Annotated in this window: 16 protein-coding genes; 13 read left to right on the top strand and 3 right to left on the bottom strand. The window is 60.6% G+C overall.

What is annotated here, in order from left to right:
• Nucleotides 1–230: 230 nt before the first annotated feature.
• The 3 genes from recA (at nt 231) to BSG20_RS16635 (ending at nt 5,122) form a co-directional block, all read left to right on the top strand.
• Nucleotides 231–1,316, top strand: coding sequence for a recombinase RecA (gene recA / locus BSG20_RS16645; protein WP_024312766.1), 1,086 nt, complete (start codon nt 231–233; stop codon nt 1,314–1,316).
• Between the two features lie 153 nt (nt 1,317–1,469).
• Nucleotides 1,470–4,130, top strand: a complete 2,661-nt coding sequence (gene alaS, locus BSG20_RS16640) for an alanine--tRNA ligase (protein ID WP_072376957.1) — start codon at nt 1,470–1,472, stop codon at nt 4,128–4,130.
• A gap of 140 nt (nt 4,131–4,270) precedes the next feature.
• On the top strand, nt 4,271–5,122 hold the full coding sequence (locus tag BSG20_RS16635) for an AraC family transcriptional regulator (RefSeq protein WP_072376959.1): 852 nt from the start codon (nt 4,271–4,273) through the stop codon (nt 5,120–5,122).
• Nucleotides 5,123–5,133: 11 nt separating this feature from the next.
• Here the strand turns inward: BSG20_RS16635 and BSG20_RS16630 are convergent, their stop codons facing one another.
• From BSG20_RS16630 to BSG20_RS16620, 3 genes are all read right to left on the bottom strand, one after another.
• Nucleotides 5,134–5,754: a glutathione S-transferase family protein gene (locus tag BSG20_RS16630; RefSeq protein WP_072376961.1), complete on the bottom strand. Its 621-nt coding sequence runs from the start codon at nt 5,752–5,754 to the stop codon at nt 5,134–5,136.
• Nucleotides 5,755–5,861: 107 nt separating this feature from the next.
• Nucleotides 5,862–6,308 carry a GNAT family N-acetyltransferase gene (locus tag BSG20_RS16625; RefSeq protein WP_072376963.1) on the bottom strand — a complete coding sequence of 149 codons (447 nt, stop codon included), beginning with the start codon at nt 6,306–6,308 and terminating at the stop codon, nt 5,862–5,864.
• An 80-nt stretch (nt 6,309–6,388) separates the two neighbouring features.
• Entirely contained in the window at nt 6,389–7,600 is a 1,212-nt protein-coding gene (locus BSG20_RS16620) for an NADP-dependent isocitrate dehydrogenase (RefSeq protein ID WP_072376965.1), read from the bottom strand.
• A gap of 189 nt (nt 7,601–7,789) precedes the next feature.
• Between BSG20_RS16620 and BSG20_RS16615 the strand changes: the two genes are divergently transcribed.
• From BSG20_RS16615 to BSG20_RS16570, 10 genes are all read left to right on the top strand, one after another.
• Nucleotides 7,790–8,320: a hypothetical protein gene (locus BSG20_RS16615; RefSeq protein ID WP_072376967.1), complete on the top strand. Its 531-nt coding sequence runs from the start codon at nt 7,790–7,792 to the stop codon at nt 8,318–8,320.
• A gap of 149 nt (nt 8,321–8,469) precedes the next feature.
• Nucleotides 8,470–10,455, top strand: coding sequence for an FUSC family protein (locus tag BSG20_RS16610; protein WP_083539928.1), 1,986 nt, complete (start codon nt 8,470–8,472; stop codon nt 10,453–10,455).
• A 57-nt stretch (nt 10,456–10,512) separates the two neighbouring features.
• Nucleotides 10,513–11,343: an RNA methyltransferase gene (locus BSG20_RS16605; protein WP_072376969.1), complete on the top strand. Its 831-nt coding sequence runs from the start codon at nt 10,513–10,515 to the stop codon at nt 11,341–11,343.
• Nucleotides 11,324–12,124 carry a glutamate racemase gene (murI, locus tag BSG20_RS16600; protein WP_072376971.1) on the top strand — a complete coding sequence of 267 codons (801 nt, stop codon included), beginning with the start codon at nt 11,324–11,326 and terminating at the stop codon, nt 12,122–12,124. Before BSG20_RS16605 ends, murI begins: the two co-directional genes overlap by 20 nt.
• A gap of 114 nt (nt 12,125–12,238) precedes the next feature.
• Entirely contained in the window at nt 12,239–13,366 is a 1,128-nt protein-coding gene (locus BSG20_RS16595; protein WP_072377005.1) for an MFS transporter, read from the top strand.
• A gap of 91 nt (nt 13,367–13,457) precedes the next feature.
• Nucleotides 13,458–14,972, top strand: coding sequence for a helicase HerA domain-containing protein (locus tag BSG20_RS16590; protein WP_072377007.1), 1,515 nt, complete (start codon nt 13,458–13,460; stop codon nt 14,970–14,972).
• Between the two features lie 273 nt (nt 14,973–15,245).
• Entirely contained in the window at nt 15,246–15,863 is a 618-nt protein-coding gene (gene rpsD / locus BSG20_RS16585; protein WP_024312755.1) for a 30S ribosomal protein S4, read from the top strand.
• Between the two features lie 75 nt (nt 15,864–15,938).
• Entirely contained in the window at nt 15,939–16,868 is a 930-nt protein-coding gene (locus BSG20_RS16580) for a glutaminase (RefSeq protein WP_072377009.1), read from the top strand.
• 58 nt (nt 16,869–16,926) lie between these two features.
• Nucleotides 16,927–17,811, top strand: a complete 885-nt coding sequence (ttcA, locus tag BSG20_RS16575; protein ID WP_072376973.1) for a tRNA 2-thiocytidine(32) synthetase TtcA — start codon at nt 16,927–16,929, stop codon at nt 17,809–17,811.
• A gap of 28 nt (nt 17,812–17,839) precedes the next feature.
• A complete protein-coding gene (locus tag BSG20_RS16570; protein WP_072376975.1) occupies nt 17,840–18,664 on the top strand; it encodes an inositol monophosphatase family protein in 825 nt (274 codons plus the stop codon).
• Nucleotides 18,665–18,851 lie beyond the last annotated feature (187 nt).

Here is an 18,851-nt window from a genome sequence, read left to right as displayed (position 1 = left end):
GCATCGCCGGAAAGATACGAATCGTCCCGCCGCCGCCGTCGGGTTGGCGGTGAGCGCCCTATCTCTAAGCCGTTGCTTTCCATTACTAAAACAAATGTAGAACACAGGCCATTTTACCTTTTTCTTTCAAATATTTGCACCCCGCTTGCGCCATGAGAACAAATACGGTACAAAATCGAGATCGGCGGCGACATTGCTTGAGCGGCTTCAATAACCTAAAGGTGGATCGAATGTCACAGAATACATTGCGGCTTGTAGAGGACAAATCGGTGGACAAAAGCAAGGCACTTGAAGCGGCACTCTCACAGATCGAGCGGTCGTTCGGCAAGGGCTCTATCATGAAGCTGGGCTCGAACGAGAGCGTGGTCGAGATCGAGACGGTCTCGACCGGCTCTCTTGGGCTCGATATTGCGCTCGGTATCGGCGGACTGCCGAAGGGACGCATCATCGAGATTTACGGGCCGGAAAGCTCGGGCAAGACGACGCTGGCACTGCAGACGATTGCGGAAAGCCAGAAAAAGGGCGGCATCTGCGCCTTTGTCGACGCCGAACACGCGCTCGATCCGGTCTATGCCCGCAAGCTTGGCGTCGATCTGCAGAACCTTCTGATCTCCCAGCCGGATACCGGCGAGCAGGCGCTCGAGATTACCGATACGCTGGTGCGCTCCGGCGCCATCGACGTGCTCGTTGTCGACTCCGTGGCTGCGCTGACGCCGCGCGCTGAAATCGAAGGTGAAATGGGCGATAGCCTGCCGGGCCTTCAGGCACGACTGATGAGCCAGGCGCTGCGCAAGCTGACGGCTTCGATTTCGAAGTCGAAGACCATGGTCATCTTCATCAACCAGATCCGCATGAAGATCGGCGTTATGTTCGGCTCGCCGGAAACGACGACCGGCGGTAACGCGCTGAAGTTTTATGCTTCCGTTCGTCTCGACATTCGCCGTATCGGCGCGGTCAAGGAACGCGAAGAGGTGATCGGCAACCAGACGCGCGTCAAGGTCGTCAAGAACAAGATGGCGCCTCCCTTCAAGCAGGTCGAATTCGACATCATGTATGGCGAAGGCGTGTCCAAGACCGGCGAGTTGGTCGACCTCGGCGTGAAGGCCGGTATCGTCGAGAAATCGGGTGCCTGGTTCTCCTATAACAGTCAGCGCCTCGGTCAGGGTCGCGAAAACGCGAAGATTTTCCTGCGCGACAATCCGGAGGTCCTACGCGAGATCGAAGCATCGCTTCGTCAGAATGCTGGACTGATCGCCGACCGCTTCCTGCAGAATGGCGGGCCTGATGCAAATGATGGGGACGACGTCGAGGGATAGTTCCCAACAGGTTCCGAACAGTTCGAAACCGGCCGCATTCTCGATCAGAATGCGGCCGGTTTTGTTTGTCTGCTGGACAGTGGTTAATGCGAGCGATAAAAGCCACTGGATTTAAGATTTGACCTGCCTATTGGCAGCATTGAAGGGCATAGCATGAGCGGTGTGAATGATATCCGGTCGACCTTCCTCGACTACTTCAAGAAGAACGGCCATGAAATCGTTCCGTCGAGCCCATTGGTGCCACGCAACGATCCGACGCTGATGTTCACCAATGCAGGCATGGTGCAGTTCAAGAACGTTTTCACCGGCCTGGAGCAGCGTCTGTACAAGACCGCCTCGACAGCCCAGAAGTGCGTCCGTGCCGGCGGCAAGCATAACGACCTCGATAATGTCGGCTACACCGCGCGCCATCACACCTTCTTCGAGATGCTCGGCAATTTCTCTTTTGGCGACTACTTCAAGGAGCAGGCGATCGAGCTCGCCTGGAACCTGATCACCAAGGAATTTGCGATCGACGCCAAGCGGTTGTTGGTCACCGTCTACCATACGGACGACCAGGCCTTTAACCTCTGGAAGAAAATTGCGGGTCTGCCGGACGAGAAGATCATCCGCATCCCGACCAGCGACAATTTCTGGGCGATGGGCGATACCGGCCCGTGCGGCCCTTGCTCGGAAATCTTCTATGACCACGGCGATCATATCTGGGGTGGCCCTCCCGGCTCGCCGGAAGAAGACGGCGACCGCTTCATCGAGATTTGGAACCTCGTCTTCATGCAGTACGAGCAGGTCACGAAGGATGAGCGCATCGACCTTCCGCGTCCGTCGATCGACACGGGAATGGGGCTGGAGCGCGTTGCCGCTGTTCTGCAGGGCAAGCATGACAACTACGACATCGACCTGTTCCGGGCTCTGATTGAGGCTTCGGAAGAAGTGACAGGCGTAAGGGCAGAGGGCGAGCGGCGTGCAAGCCACCGCGTCATTGCCGACCACCTGCGTTCCTCAGCGTTCCTGATTGCCGATGGCGTGTTGCCCTCGAACGAAGGTCGCGGCTATGTGCTTCGTCGCATCATGCGCCGCGCGATGCGGCATGCCGAGCTGCTCGGCGCCCGGGAACCGTTAATCTGGAAGCTGCTCCCGGCGCTCGTTCAGGAGATGGGGCGTGCATATCCGGAGCTGGTCCGTGCGGAATCGCTGATCTCCGAGACGCTCAAGCTTGAGGAAACCCGCTTCCGCAAGACCCTGGAGCGTGGCCTTTCGCTACTGTCCGATGCCACGACGACGCTCGGCAAGGGTGACATGCTGGATGGCGAGACGGCGTTCAAGCTCTACGACACCTATGGCTTCCCGCTCGACCTGACGCAGGATGCACTTCGCGCCCGCGAAATCGGCGTCGACATATCGGGCTTCACCGACGCGATGGAACGTCAGAAAGCCGAAGCGCGCTCGCATTGGGCTGGCTCCGGCGACAAGGCTACCGAGACGATCTGGTTTGAACTCAAGGAAAAACACGGCGCGTCGGAGTTTCTCGGCTACGATACCGAGACCGCAGAAGGCGTTGTTCAGGCCCTTGTGACGGACGGTGCGTCGGTCGCGTCTGCGTCGGCCGGGGACAAGGTTCAGATCGTCGTCAACCAGACGCCGTTCTACGGCGAGTCCGGCGGCCAGATGGGCGATACTGGCGTCATTACCTCTGATACGGCCAAGATCGAGATCACGGATACACAGAAGAGGGGCGAGGGCGTCTTTGTCCACATCGGCTGCGTCGTCGAAGGTACCGTGAAGGCAGGCGATGCGGTGGCGTTGACGGTCGACCATTCGCGCCGCTCGCGCCTGCGCGCCAACCACTCCGCCACGCACTTACTGCACGAGGCGCTGCGCGAAGTGCTCGGTACCCATGTCGCCCAGAAAGGCTCTTTGGTCGCGCCCGAGCGCCTGCGCTTCGACGTTTCGCATCCGAAGCCGATGACTGCGGACGAGCTAAAGGTCGTCGAAGACATGGCGAACGAGATCGTGTTGCAGAATTCGCCGGTCACGACCCGCCTGATGAGCGTCGATGACGCGATTGCCGAGGGCGCCATGGCGTTGTTCGGCGAAAAATACGGCGACGAAGTTCGCGTCGTCGCCATGGGCCAGGGCGTGCGCGGCGCCAAGGCGGGCAAGCCTTATTCGATCGAGCTTTGCGGCGGCACGCATGTCGGCGCGACTGGTCAGATCGGGCTGATCCGCGTTCTGGGCGAAAGCGCGGTTGGCGCTGGCGTGCGCCGTATCGAGGCGGTCACCGGCGAGTCCGCGCGCGAATACCTGGCGGAACAGGACGAGCGCGTCAAATCGCTTGCGACGTCGCTCAAGGTGCAGCCTGCCGACGTCCTTGCTCGTGTCGAGGTGCTGATGGATGAACGCCGCAAGCTGGAGCGCGAACTGGCCGAAGCCAAGCGCAAGCTTGCGATGGGCGGCGGGCAGGGCGATTCTGCCGATGCGGTCCGTGATGTCGCCGGTGTGAAATTCCTCGGCAAGGCGATCTCGGGCGTGGATCCCAAAGATCTCAAGGGTCTCGCGGATGACGGCAAGGCGAGCCTCGGTTCCGGCGTCGTCGCTCTGATCGGCGTTGCCGAAGACGGCAAAGCAAGCGCAGTCGTTGCAGTGACCCCGGACTTGACGGGCCGGTTCAGCGCTGTCGATCTGGTTCGCGTCGCGTCGGCTGCTCTGGGCGGCAAGGGCGGCGGCGGTCGTCCCGATATGGCGCAGGCGGGCGGCCCGGATGGGGCCAAGGCTGACGAGGCGATCGAGGCTGTGGCGGTCGCGCTGGCAAGCTGAGCGAACTGACGTTCGCACGAAACTCTTTAGAAGGCGGGGCAGGTCCCCGCCTTTTCATTGGCGGAACCGTCAAAGTCCGCAGGATTTGTCAAATCGCAGTATGGTGTTCTGCAGCCGATCGACTTGCACGAGGTTCAGACATGAATGGCGAAACGGCATGGGCACTGTACGAGCACCGTCTGCGACGGGTATCGGCCTATATCCATGATCATCTCGACGAAGAGCTCGACATGGACAGACTTGCCGACATCGCCTGCATGTCGAGTTACCACTGGCACAGGATCTATCGGGCGGTTCACGGCGAAACGCTTGCGGCGACCGTCAAGCGACTGCGGCTGCATCGCGCCGCCGGCGACATCGTGCGCACCGGTCTTTCTGTCGGGGAAATCGCAAAGCGATCGGGCTATCCCAACCTCCAGTCCTTCAACCGTATCTTCAAATCGGTCTACGGCATGCCGCCGGCGCAATACCGGAAAGAGGGAAGCCACAAAGCCTTTGATCCCTCACCCAACGGAAAGACTGCAGCCATGTTTGACGTCACCTTACGGAAGATTGAACCAATTCAATTGCTTGGCGTGCCGCATGTCGGCTCGTACATGCGCATCAGCCAGGCGTTCGAGACCTTGTTCGGTACGCTCTATGCGCGTGGGCTTGCCAAGCCTACGATGCGCATGATCGGTGTCTATCTCGACGATCCCGACATTGTGCTGGCCGAAAACCTGCGGTCGGTCGCATGTGTGACCACCGACGGCGATATTACCGCCGCGGCGCCGTTCGAACGCCGCGTGCTGGACGGCGGGGAATATGCGGTGCTGCGTCACAAAGGCCCCTATGCTGACATGCATAAGGCTTACCAGTGGCTCTATGCGGAATGGTTGCCCGCTTCAGGCCGGCAGCTTCGCGACAGTGTGATGTTCGAGGAGTATCTCAACAACCCACGCGATGTGCCGCCGACCGAGCTTTTGACTGACATCCACATGCCGCTTGCCTGAGCCTCTGGTCGCTACTGGGCGATCTTCATGGCCTCGTCATCGATTGCGACGGCGCGCTTATGGGCCGGGCGATCGGTGACTCGGCCGAGATAATCGACAAAGGCCTGCCGCTTCTCGATGGTGCCAAAGCCCAGGCCCCAGCCAATATGCGAGCCGACGTACACGTCGGCTGCCGTGAAGCGATCTCCGGCAACGTAGGGCGTGGTACTGACGGCGTGCTCCAGCGTGTTCATCACATCGGCGAAGCTGCCATATCCCGCCATCCGGGCTTTGTCGGGAGGCGTTTCAAAGCCCAATGCCTTGTTGGTGGTTGCGGCTTCGAGCGGTCCGGCGGTAAAGAACATCCAGCGATAGTAGCTGCCGCGTTCATCCGGCTTTGGAGCAAGGTCTGCCTCGGGGAAGGTGTCAGCGAGGTAGGCGCAGATTGCCGCGCACTCGGTGACGATCGTCTTGCCATGCCGGACCGCGGGAACCTTGCCCATCGGGTTGACAGCAAGGTATTCCGGCGACTTCATGGTTCCGCCAAAGGTCATGATCTCTGTTTTGTACGGTACGCCTGTCTCCTCCAGCATCCAGCGGGCGATGCGACCACGCGACATGGGGTTCGTATAGAATACCAGTTCGTCTGTCATGCACTCCTCCTCATTTCTTTTTACGTTCCTTGGATCCGAACATAGCGTATCAAGCCCGGCCACCAGGGAGATAGGACAGAGAGGTCCAGCGCAAAGTCCGCAACTATTTAGAGCGCCTTGCGATATTGGATGAAGCCAGATCGCTCGGCGATCCTGTCGTAGAGTTTTCGCGCCGTTGCGTTTGTTTCGTGTGTCATCCAGTAGAGTCGACCGGCACCATGTTCACGGGCGAGATCGGCGACGGCGTCGATGAGAGACGCGCCGGTGCCGAGACCGCGCTGCGTGTCGTCGACATAGAGATCCTGCAGATAGCAGGTCCACTTTGGCAACCAGGTCGAGCGATGGAGGATTGCGTGGACTATGCCGACGAGGCGGCCGCTATCGTCGAACGCGCCGAGCGCGTGCATGTCCTCGGCGGGGTCCTGAAAGCGACCCCAGGTCAGATCCGTCGTCTCTGGCGCAATGACGACCTCGTAGAAGCGTTGATAGCCGGCCCAAAGCGGCTCCCAGGCGGCGCGGTCGGATGGTTGTAGCGCACGGATCGTTGTGGTCATTGTTCGTGTTCCCCTTTGATGTGGCTGAAACGAAAACGGCGGGGAAATCCCCGCCGCACCGTTTGCATATCGCTGATGGCTTATGCCATGGCCTTCTGCAGGTTCTCGTCGATCTTATCGAGGAAGGCGGTGGTCGACAGCCAAGGCTGATCGGGGCCGATGAGCAGCGCCAAATCCTTGGTCATGAAGCCGGCTTCGACTGTGTCGACGCAGACCTTTTCGAGCGTGGCCGCAAACTTTGCGAGTTCGCCATTGTCGTCGAGCTTGGCGCGGTGCGCGAGGCCACGCGTCCAGGCGAAGATCGAGGCGATCGAGTTCGTCGAGGTTTCCTGGCCCTTCTGGTGCTGTCGGTAGTGGCGGGTAACCGTGCCGTGTGCGGCTTCGGCTTCGACGGTCTTGCCATCCGGGGTGAGCAAAACCGAGGTCATCAGGCCAAGCGAGCCGAAGCCCTGTGCGACCGTGTCGGACTGGACGTCGCCGTCATAGTTCTTGCACGCCCAGACGTAGCCGCCGGACCACTTCAGAGCGGATGCGACCATGTCGTCGATCAGCCGGTGTTCGTAGGTGATGCCGACCTCCTTAAACTGATCCTTGAATTCGGTCTGGTAGACTTCTTCGAAGATGTCCTTGAAGCGACCGTCGTATGCCTTGAGGATCGTGTTCTTGGTCGACAGGTAGACCGGCCACTTGCGCATCAGGCCGTACATCATCGAGGCGCGGGCGAACTCGCGGATCGACTCGTCGAGGTTGTACATGGCCATGGCCACGCCGGCGCCCGGGGCGTCGAAGACGTCCTTTTCGATGACCTGGCCGTCTTCACCGACGAACTTGATGGTCAGCTTGCCCTTGCCGGGGAATTTGAAATCGGTGGCTCGGTACTGGTCGCCGAAAGCGTGACGGCCGACGACGATCGGCTTGGTCCAGCCCGGAACGAGGCGCGGAACGTTCTGGCAGATGATCGGCTCGCGGAAGATGACGCCGCCGAGGATGTTGCGGATCGTGCCGTTCGGGCTCTTCCACATCTGCTTGAGGTTGAATTCCTTGACGCGGTCTTCGTCGGGCGTGATCGTCGCGCACTTGATGCCGACGCCGTGCTTCTTGATGGCGTTGGCGGCGTCGATCGTGACCTGGTCGTTGGTGGCGTCGCGGTTTTCGACGGAGAGGTCGAAGTAGTCGATGTCGAGGTCAAGATACGGATGGATCAGCTTATCCTTGATGAGCTGCCAAATGATGCGAGTCATTTCATCGCCGTCGAGATCGGCGACGGGATTGGCGACCTTGATCTTCTTCATGTATCTGCCTCGTTAAGCTTAGAAGGGACGGGCGTCCCGGGTGGGTGATATCAAATCCCGAGCGCTATAGCATTGTGCGCCGGGAGTGCAAAGCCGGAAGCGGGAGGGGGGCGGCGTTTTTGCGGCCATTGCCAAGCCGACGAAAATGGCTAGTCTCCGCCGCGAAAACCATTGGCCCGGATATTCGTCATGAAGAAGATTTCTCTTGCCCTAGCGGTCCTTCTCGGCTCGACCGCACTGACCCTTGCCGCCGATGTTACGGCACCGGTCAAGGAGATCATGGATGCAACGATCAAGAACTGGTCGGGTGCAGATAGCGACTGGATCGACATCTTCGATGCAAGCAAGCTTTCTAGGCTGTATAGCAAGGACTTCGTGACCAAATACCAGGCCGCGATCCAAAACCCGGCTGCCGACGAAGACGGGGTGTCGCCTTTCGACTACGACGTGATCGTCAATGGCGAGGATGCATGCCCTCTCGAGGATTTGACTTATACGCCGAAGCCGGGCGCTGAAGGAGCGACGGAGGTGATTGTCACTTTCAAGAAGGCGACATGCATGGATGACGGATCGGACAAGCAGGCCGTGACCACCGTTCGGTTCGAGATGCTCGACGAGGCCGGCAAGCCTGTGATCGATGACATCGTCACCGAGGGTGACCCTGGGCAACCACCGAATTCGCTCAAGAACACCATGGTGCAGATCGCCAAGGGCCAGTGATCGCACGGATAACTCGGGGCCGCACTTTTGCGCGATGGTCGGTGCGCTAGGTTCTCACCGTCGAGTAAGGGTTACGTGGAGGGACGGCGAACCCGTCCATTGGTGCTTGTCGAAAACTCCCTCTATCAGGGCTGTCTTGAGGGGCGCGAATGAGGGGCCAGAGCAGCTTGCTTTCCGGGTTTGACTTTCGTGACTGGTTGCTCGCCCACGACCCGGCGCTGTCGCGTCTGCGAATGGCGTCGCGTGTAACGCTGACGATAGCGCTTTCATTTGGGGCGCTGCTTGCAATCCACCATCTGCTGTTTCCGCTGCCGACGGCCGCCTACGGTCTCGGCATTGTCTTGTCGATCGAAGGCGCCGTCGCGGTAAAAGACAAGGGCAGCACGCCGCAGCTTGTGACGCGTTTATTTGGTTGCGCGGCGAGTGTCTGCGTTGTTGGCCTTGCCGCGGCGCTGGAAGCAAATCGCTATGTCTCAGACGCGGCCTTCCTGCTCATCATCTTTCTTGCCGCGGCCGGACGGGTGTTCGGCCCGCGAGGGCATGCGATTGGCATGTTCGCCTTCACATCCTATTTCATAGGTGCTTACTTCCGCCCGTCCATTGCAGAGCTTCCGCTGATTGCGATCGGACCGGTCGCTCCGGCGCTGATCGGGCATGTTGTGCGTTCTCTCGTGCTTCCCGATGATTGGCGTCGGGATCTCTTGCGTTCGCTGGAAAGCGTGCGCGGCCGCATCAACCAGATTCTATTCAAGATCGCGGCGCTCGCGTCCGTGGGACGAATGACGGACAAAGATGCGCAGGAACTGCGCCAGCTCGAGGAGCGCCTGAAGGAAGTCGTGCTCATGGCGGAGGGCTTCATTCCGCGACCACCGACGGGAGTGTTCGATGCCGGCACGGAGCCTGCCGCCGAGTTGGCTATCCGCCTGTTCGACGCTCACCTTGCCGCCGAGAGCGCGATTGTACTCAGTTCGCAAAGCGTGCCGCCGTTTGCTCTCGTTCACGCCATCATCGAGGGAGATCCCATCCCCAGGACGCCGGTGACGCCCGATGAATTGCAAGCTGAGACGAGCCAGGCATTGATCCGCCTCGGTGAGGCCCGCGCGCTGCTCGCGCGCACGATCGAAAAGGGCTACTCGACCGGATTTGCCGAGGTCGCTGCCGTGACAGAAACGGTTGGCGCCCCTGCCAAGATCGACTTTTCGCTGGCCAATCCCCTGATCCGTTCGGCGCTGCAGGTAACGCTCGCATCCGCGATCGCCATGGCGTTCGGCTTGATGCTATCGCGCGAGCGCTGGTTTTGGGCCGTGCTCGCTTCCTTCCTGGTGTTCACCAACACGAACTCCCGTGGCGACACTGCGATGAAGGCCCTGCAGCGTTCCGTTGGGACGCTCTTTGGGATTGCGATGGGGCTGGTCTTGGCGACGGTTCTCACGCCGCATGTGGTAGCTGCGCTGGCAATCACGACGGTTGCCATTTTCCTCGCGTTCTATTTCCTGCAGACGTCCTACGCGACGATGACCGTCTTCGTCTCAATCGCGCTCTGCCTGGTCTACGGGATGATCGGGACGCTGACGGTCGACCTGCTCATGCTTCGTATCGAAGAAACGATGCTTGGGGCGGCGGCGGGCACGTTCGTTGCCTTCGTCGTCTTTCCGGCGCGAACGCGGGTGGCGCTCGATGTCGCGCTAGGCAAATGGTTTGCCGCGCTGGAGGAGCTGCTTTCGGCCGCGGCTGCGAGGGAAGCGACAGATTTGCTGATCGCTCTTTCGCAAAAGCTAGACGCTGCCTACGGCGATCTGACGGCTGCAGCACGTCCTCTCGGTTCGACCTGGTCAGTGGTCACCAGACCGGGACACACCAGGCAGACGCTGGCAATCTTTCTCGCGGCGACCTATTGGGCGCGGATCATGGCCAAAGACTACGGGGGCCCAGCGTGCGATGCCGAGAGCATTAAGCTGATTGACGCAGAGCGCCAACGCCTGACGCTTCTGGCAGGGCGTCAGTCGCAGTGTTTTTTCGTCGACCGAAAGACTAGCAGTGCGCCGGCACGGCACTTGGCATTGTCACATGCCGGCGCGCGCCTGGGCATAGAGATGATTACTTCGACTTTGGACAGGCTCTACCCGAACGCTTGACCCTTGCCGTTTTGGCCCGGCTTGGCTATTCCGCCCGTAACAAGAGGATCGAGCGTCATGGCAGGCACGAACAGCGAGCGGCAACTTCTCACAGAAGGTCCGGTTATCATTCTCGTCGAACCCCAGATGGGAGAGAACATCGGAATGGTGGCGCGCGCCATGGCGAACTTCGGCCTCGCGGAACTCAGGCTCGTCAACCCGCGTGACGGCTGGCCGAACGACAAGGCTCAGGCCGCCGCCTCGAAGGCAGATCATGTGATCGAAGGCACGAAGGTCTTCGAGACGCTGGAACAGGCGATCGCCGACTTGAACTTCGTCTATGCGACGACGGCGCGCGAGCGGGACGGTTTCAAACCAGTGCGTTCGCCTGTCGTGGCCGCAGAGACGTTACGGGCGAAATTCCGCGCAGGCGAGGGCACCGGAGTCCTGTTCGGCCGCGAGCGGTGGGGTTTGACCAATGAGGAGGTCGCGCTTGCCGATGAGATCGTCACTTTCCCGGTTAATCCCGCTTTCGCCTCGCTGAATATCGCGCAGGCCGTGTTGCTGATGTCCTATGAGTGGATGAAGTCGGGCATGGAAGATATCGGAACCGTTCCTTTCCAGGCGATGTCGCAGACGCAATCGACCAAGGAGCAATTGTTCGGTCTTTACGACCAGTTGGAAGAGGCACTGGAGGCCCGCAATTATTTCCACCCTGCCGGGAAAAAGCCCAAAATGGTCGACAATCTGCGTGCAGTCCTGTCCCGCCGCGCCTTCACGGAGCAAGAAATCAGCGTGTTGCGCGGCGTGATCTCCTCCCTCGACCGCTTCTCGCGGAAGTATCCGCGCGGCAGCCGACCACCTGCAGATGCCAAGGAACAGCCGAACGATGACCCCAGCGGCGAATGAGCTGAAACCGGTTCTGGTCTTCGATTCCGGCATCGGGGGGCTGACCGTGCTGCGTGAGGCGCGCGTGCTGATGCCGGAGCGCGGTTTTATCTACATCGCCGACGATGCCGGCTTTCCCTATGGCGGCTGGGAAGAGCAGGCGCTGAAAGAACGGATCATCAGCCTTTTTGCCAGGCTGCTTGCCGAGCATGACCCAGAGGTCTGCATCATCGCCTGCAACACCGCGTTCACGCTGGTTGGCGCCGATCTGCGCGCGGCCTTTCCTGAGATGACCTTTGTCGGTACTGTACCGGCGATCAAGCCAGCGGCAGAGCGGACGCGCTCAGGGCTCGTCTCGGTGCTGGCGACGCCAGGGACGGTCAAGCGCGCCTATACGCGCGATCTGATACAGTCGTTCGCGCAGCAATGCCATGTACGCCTTGTTGGCTCCGAAAACCTGGCGCGCATGGCGGAGGCCTATATCCGCGGCGATGCCGTATCCGACGAGGTCGTGCTGTCCGAGATCGACCAGTGTTTCGTGGAGAAGGACGGTCGCAAGACCGACATTGTGGTGCTTGCCTGCACGCACTATCCCTTCATGGCCAACGTCTTCCGGCGGCTCGCACCCTGGCCGGTCGATTGGCTGGACCCGGCGGAGGCGATTGCGCGGCGCGCCCGCAGTCTGGTACCGCAGGTCGCCGATGCTGTGCACTCCGACAATTTCGACTTTGCGGTATTCACTTCGGGCAATCCCGATTTTGCGACGCGGCGGCTGATGCAGGGATTTGGGCTCAGGGCTTGACGTTCGGCGCCGGCGCCAACACCAATCTGGTCTTGATGCAATAAGGGCTATCGCAAAGCCAAGCGACTGCGCAGACTGGGGGTTGTGATTCGCATCGATCCCGCCAGGCTCCGCATGTCCTTCCAAAATCGTGTCATGGCTATCTTTTTTCTGCAGCCGATTGCGTTCGGCAGCTGGTTGCCGCGCATTCCTGAAATCCAGGCCCGTATGGAACTCGGGCCGGCCGATCTTGCGCTGGCCTTGCTCGGAATGCCGGTCGGTATTCTCTCAACGCTGCCCGTCGCCGGACGAGTGGTGTCACATATCGGCGGCAAGACCACTGTCATAGCTGGCTTCTTCGTCTTTTCGGTGATTGTCTGCCTACCGGCCTTCTCCCGTACGCCGGTAGAGCTCTTCATTGCGCTGGCGCTGCTTGGCGTCGCGATGTCGACGCTGGAGTTGGGGCTGAATGTCGAGGCGGATCGCGCCGAAAAGGATACCGGCTTGATCATCATGAACCGCTGCCATGGGTTCTGGAGCCTTGGTATCATGGCTGGCAGCTTGCTGGGTTCGACGATGGTGGCCATGGCAACGCCACCCGAATGGGCGATCATGGCGGCGGCCTTCGTCGTTTTGCCGTTTGCTGTCCTGGCAAGCCTCCGCCTGCCGCCGGATCGCGAAGCTGGGTCGGCTCCGCCGCATGCGCCGTTCAAGTTGCCGAGCAGCGCGCTCCTCGGCATCTGCGCCTTCGTCTTCGGGATTACCATGACCGAAGGGGCGATTGCCGACTGGTCGGCTGTCTATCTCAAAGACGTTTTCAAGACCGACGGTATGATGACCGGCATCGGATATACGATCTTCGCCTCGATGGTGGCCGCCGGGCGCTTCAGCGGCGACCATCTGAAGCAGCGTTTTGGCGCGATTTTACTGGCCAGGGGCTGCGGGGCAGCTGCTCTTGTGGGCATGCTGATCGTCGTCTTTGCCTGGCATGGCCTGGTGACGCTGGCTGGCTTTGGGCTGGTCGGCATTGGTGTGTCGGTCGGCTTTCCCCTGGCCGTCACGGCGGCGGCGAGCCTCAAGGATCGACCCGCGGCAGCCAATGTCGCCATCCTGTCCTTTATGGCCCTTACGGGCTTTTTGATCGGGCCGCCGCTAATCGGTTTCATCGCCGAGGTGTCGGGTCTGCGCGTAGGGCTAGCGGTGTTGATTGTTCCGCTCGCCATCAGCCTTGCGTTCACGCGCATGCTCACGGTGCGGTTCTGACGTTTTCTCCTGTGGGTTTGTGCGACCGTGTCGCCAAAGACACGCTCAAACCTGCTAGCACGCCGTGTTCGATTGAAAGAGGAATGTGACATTGCAGGTTGGTATCGATATGGGATCGGCGTCGGGGGGGAATCCGGCCACGCTCGATATCGAGGAGCTTCTGGCTACCCGTCTTCTGGTGCAGGGTAATTCCGGCTCCGGCAAGTCGCATCTGCTCCGCCGCCTGCTGGAGCAATCCGCGCAGTGGGTGCAGCAGGTCATCATCGATCCTGAAGGTGATTTCGTCACGCTGTCGGATAAGTTCGGCCATGTCGTCGTCGACGGCGAGCGGACCGAAGCAGAATTGGCCGGCATTGCCAACCGTATCCGCCAGCATCGCGTCTCCTGTGTCCTGACACTCGAAGGGCTTGATATCGAGCAGCAGATGCGAGCCGCCGCCGCTTTCCTCAACGGCATGTTCGATGCCGACCGCGAATACTGGTATCCGGTTCTCGTCGTTGTCGACGAGGCTCAGATGTTTGCGCCTTCGGTCGGCGGCGACGTCTCGGAAGACGCCCGCAAGATGTCGCTCGGTGCAATGACGAACCTGATGTGCCGTGGCCGCAAACGCGGTCTTGCCGGGGTGATCGCGACGCAGCGCCTCGCGAAGCTCGCCAAGAACGTGGCAGCAGAAGCTTCGAACTTCCTGATGGGCCGCACCTTCCTCGATATTGATATGGCACGGGCGGCCGACCTGCTCGGCATGGACCGCCGGCAGGCGGAAATGTTCCGTGACTTGAAGCGCGGAAACTTCGTCGCGCTGGGACCGGCGCTGTCGCGCCGTCCGCTACCGATCCAGATCGGCAATGTTGAAACATCCGCGCGTTCGTCGAGTCCCAAGCTCATGCCGCTGCCGGATGCGCCGCAAGACGTCGAAGACCTGATCTTCACGCCGGATCCAGAAGAATTCCAGCGTCCGATCGTCCGTCGCGCCCCGCCTGCGCCGCGGCCTACAACTGATATTCTGGCCGAATTGGCGCGTTCAGCGCCTGCTGCCTCGGCTCCACCCTCGGAGACGCGTGTGCCACAGCCTGAGCTGTCGGCGCAGGAGCGAGAGGAGCGCCTGACAGCCGTGCTTCACGAGATTCTGGACGATCCGGACTCGGGATTCCGAACGGATTCCGTGCTTTACCAGGAGTTCCTCGTGCGACTTCGTATGCGCCGGGTTCCCGGTCCGCCGATGTCCTTGCCGGAGTTCAGGCGTCGAGTTGCGATTTCGCGCTCCGGCGTGGACGCGGCAACGGCGGAGACGGAGGCGTGGGCGACGGCGCTGTCGCTCTCTACCGGTGTTACCGATGATCTCCAGGGCGTCTTCCTGATGCTGGCGAAGGCCGCCGTCTGCGGCGAATCGTGCCCCTCGGACGCCCGGATTGCACGCGCCTACGGCACCCATTCGGCACGGCGGGCCAGACGCCTACTCGGATATTTTGAAGAGCAGGGCATCGTCGTCGTGCATACCGACTTTTCGGGCAAGCGTATCGTCGCGTTTCCCGACATCAACTGCCAGACGGCGCCAGGCGTTGCAAATGCGGCTGATATGGACGACGTTCCCTCTGCTGCAGAATAACGCTGCGATCGAGGCAGAGCCGTTCTGCGGCGAAGAGCGAACGCTTGGGTCGGGCCAGACGTGAATTGTGATTGACATTCCAGCGACTTCCCCCTAAAGACCGGGCCAGCACCGGGCAGAGATGTCCGGTGTTTCATTTGACATGTCCCGTGGATTTGTCCTGTTCGCGTAATGGGATGATCCTGTCGGATCCTCGAAAGAAGATCAAAGGAGGGCGTGTTTCCTTCACGCGGTTTGGCAACAGACCGTTCTAACTTTCTGAAAGGAAATACGATGAGCAAGCGCGAATCGTCTAAGTACAAGATTGACCGCCGTATGGGCGAAAACATCTGGGGCCGTCCGAAGTCCCCGGTGAACCGCCGCGAATACGGCCCGGGCCAGCATGGTCAGCGCCGCAAGGGCAAGCTGTCTGACTTCGGTGTGCAGCTGCGCGCCAAGCAGAAGCTCAAGGGCTACTACGGTGACCTGCGCGAAAAGCAGTTCCGTGCAATCTTCGCTGAAGCCGCCCGCCGCAAGGGTGACACCTCTGAAAACCTGATCGGTCTTCTGGAGTCCCGTCTGGACGCGATCGTCTATCGCGCCAAGTTCGTTCCGACCGTTTTCGCTGCCCGCCAGTTCGTGAACCACGGCCACGTGACCGTGAACGGCGTCCGCGTCAACATCGGTTCTTACCGTTGCAAGGCTGGCGACGTCATCGAAGTTCGTCAGAAGTCGAAGCAGCTCGTTTCCGTTCTGGAATCGGTTGGCCTGGCTGAGCGCGACGTTCCGGACTACATCGAAGCCGACCACAACAAGATGGTTGCTACCTTCGCTCGTGTTCCGGCTCTCGGCGACGTACCGTATCCGGTCGTCATGGAACCGCATCTGGTGGTCGAATTCTATTCTCGCTAATCAGCGAGAGGCGTTTTCGCATACGGAAAAGCCGCCTCTCGGGGCGGCTTTTTTGTTATCTGGAGCGGGATGATCATGACGGATTTGCAGGCGATCCTCGACGGGATCTATACCGAACTCAAGCCGAGGATCGGCGAGGGCAGGGTGGCGGATTACATTCCCGATCTGGCCAAGGTTGATCCGAACCAGTTCGGGCTGACCGTGACGACGGTCGACGGCAAGATCTACAGTGTCGGCGATAGCGCCGTTCCGTTTTCGATCCAGAGCATATCCAAGGTTTTCATGCTGACGCTGGCGCTGGGCAAGGTTGGCGAGCAGCTGTGGAAGCGCGTCGGCCGCGAGCCTTCTGGTTCGGCGTTCAACTCGATCGTACAGCTCGAGGAGGAATCCGGCATTCCGCGCAATCCCTTCATCAACGCCGGCGCGATCGCGGTGACCGATGTGGTCATATCAGGGCATGCGCCACGCGAGGCGATCGGCGAGCTGCTGCGCTTTGTGCGCTACCTCTCGGACGACGACGGGGTCACCATCGACGGTCGGGTTGCGAAATCGGAAACGCATACGGGCTTCCGGAACTTCGCGCTCGCCAATTTCATGAAAGCCTATGGCAATCTCGAGCACCCGGTCGAACACGTGCTCGGTGTGTATTTTCACCAATGCGCGCTGTCGATGACGTGCGAGCAGCTTGCCAAGGCGGGCCTCTTTCTGGCGGCACGCGGCAGCAACCCCGTGGCGGGTCTGTCGGTGGTGTCGCCGAAGCGTGCGCGGCGTATTAACGCCCTGATGCTCACCTGCGGTCACTACGACGGATCGGGCGACTTCGCCTATCACGTTGGTCTGCCCGGCAAGAGCGGCGTTGGCGGCGGCATCTTCGCCGTTGCTCCCGGGATTGCATCGATGGCGGTCTGGTCTCCGGGGCTGAACAAGGTTGGGAACTCGCAGCTCGGCGCTGTTGCGCTTGAGATGCTTGCGGCTCGCACCGGATGGTCGGTTTTCGGCGATTGATGCTGTGTTGCGTCGTGGCTTTCTGCTAGAGCAGATCAGACTCTGATTGGACGAAGATATGAACATCGCAGCCAATATTGCAGACGAGCTGGAGACAGCGGCAGACGAGGGCGGCATCGTGCATGCGCTGTTTGCCGATGCGCCGGTCTCGGTCTCGTTCAACAAGCTGCGGAAGCGTCTGCTGCGCCAGATCAGGCAGGCGTTCGTCGACTTCGGCATGCTCAGAGGCCAACAGCGCTGGCTGATCGGTCTTTCTGGCGGCAAGGATTCCTATGGGCTGCTGGCGCTGCTGCTCGACCTGCAATGGCGCGGCCTGTTGCCGGTTGAGTTGATCGCCTGCAATCTCGATCAGGGGCAGCCGAACTTTCCAAAGCATATCCTGCCCGACTATCTCACGAGGATCGGCGTCAAGCACCGTATCGAGTATCGCGACACCTATTCGATCGTGAAGGAGAAGGTTCCAGAAGGGGCGACCTATTGCTCGCTCTGTTCGCGCCTGCGCCGCGGCAATCTCTACCGGATCGCCAAGGAGGAGGGGTGCGACGCATTGGTGCTCGGCCACCACCGCGAGGATATCCTCGAAACCTTCTTCATGAATTTCTTCCATGGTGGGCGGCTGGCCTCGATGCCAGCCAAACTGCTCAACGACGAGGGCAACCTGATGGTTCTGCGCCCGCTCGCCTACTGCGCCGAAGACGACATGGCGAAGTTTGCCGCGGCAATGCAGTTTCCGATCATTCCTTGTGACCTCTGTGGCTCGCAAGACGGGCTACAGCGCAATGCGATGAAGGATATGCTGGCCGATATCGAACGCCGGATGCCGGGCCGCAAGGATACCATGCTGCGAGCACTTGCCCATGTGAACCCGTCGCATCTGCTCGATCCCAAACTTTTCGATTTCGCCGGCCTGATGGCCGGGCAGACCGCGCCGAAAAGTTCGTAATCGGCGCTCACGTCAAGAAGGAAATTCCATGAGTTCCACGATAGATACCACGACGCTTGCCGATCTCCTCCGGCGGGCGGCGAAGGCGGAGATCGTGCCGCGTTTCCGCCGACTTGGGAGCGATGACGTCCGCGCCAAGAGCGAGGCAACCGATCTGGTCACGGAGGCCGATCTGCAGGCGGAGCGGATGATCAAGGCGGAGGCGGCCGCGCTTTGGCCGGACGCTGTGTTCGTCGGCGAGGAGTCAGTTGCTGCCGATCCCGCGCTACTCGGCAAGCTCGAAGGCGCCGACCTTGCTGTTGTCGTGGACCCCGTCGATGGGACGTTCAACTTCGCATCCGGGATTCCGGCCTTTGGCGTCATGGCGTCGGTCGTGGCCAGGGGCGAAACGGTCGCCGGCATCATCTACGACCCGATGGGTGACGATTGGGCGATCGCAGAGAAGGGCGGCGGCGCATGGCTTCGGCGTCCCGGCGGCGAAACAGAACGACTCTCTGTCGCTGCGCCCGTCGCGCTGGACCAGATGGTCGGCATGGCGTCGACCGGCTTCCTGCCAAAGCCCAAACGTGGCCAAATCCTTGCCAATCTGGCGAAGGTCCGGTTCCTCGCCAACTACCGTTGCGCAGCCCACGAATATCGAGCCTTTGCAGGCGGCCACGTGCACTATCTCATGTATAACAAGCTGATGCCCTGGGATCATCTTGCTGGCACGCTTCTCAGTATCGAGGCCGGGGCCTATGCGGCCCGTTTTGACGGTTCGCCGTATCTGCCGCATCACATCACCGGGGGCTTGCTGATTACGCCTGACAGGGCGAGCTGGGAACTCCTGCGGCGTGAGGTCTTCACAGTCTGACAAAAAGCCCGCCGAACAATCGGGCTCCTGAATGGGGAATAGGTCTTCGCGCGGGCCGCTCACCTCGCGCCTCGGTTTCCGCCTGAGGCACTCAGGTTATGTGCGTCAAGTTCAGCAAATTGAGCGGTCATGCGGCTTGGCGCATAGCGAGCTTTTTGTGCTCCCGTAGATCGTCCATGTTGATGTA

It is taken from the genome of Rhizobium tibeticum (genome assembly GCF_900110205.1).
In the GTDB taxonomy this organism is placed as follows: domain Bacteria; phylum Pseudomonadota; class Alphaproteobacteria; order Rhizobiales; family Rhizobiaceae; genus Rhizobium; species Rhizobium tibeticum.
Note: the sequence above shows the minus strand (reverse complement) of the source record. Positions and strands in the feature narration are given on the sequence as shown.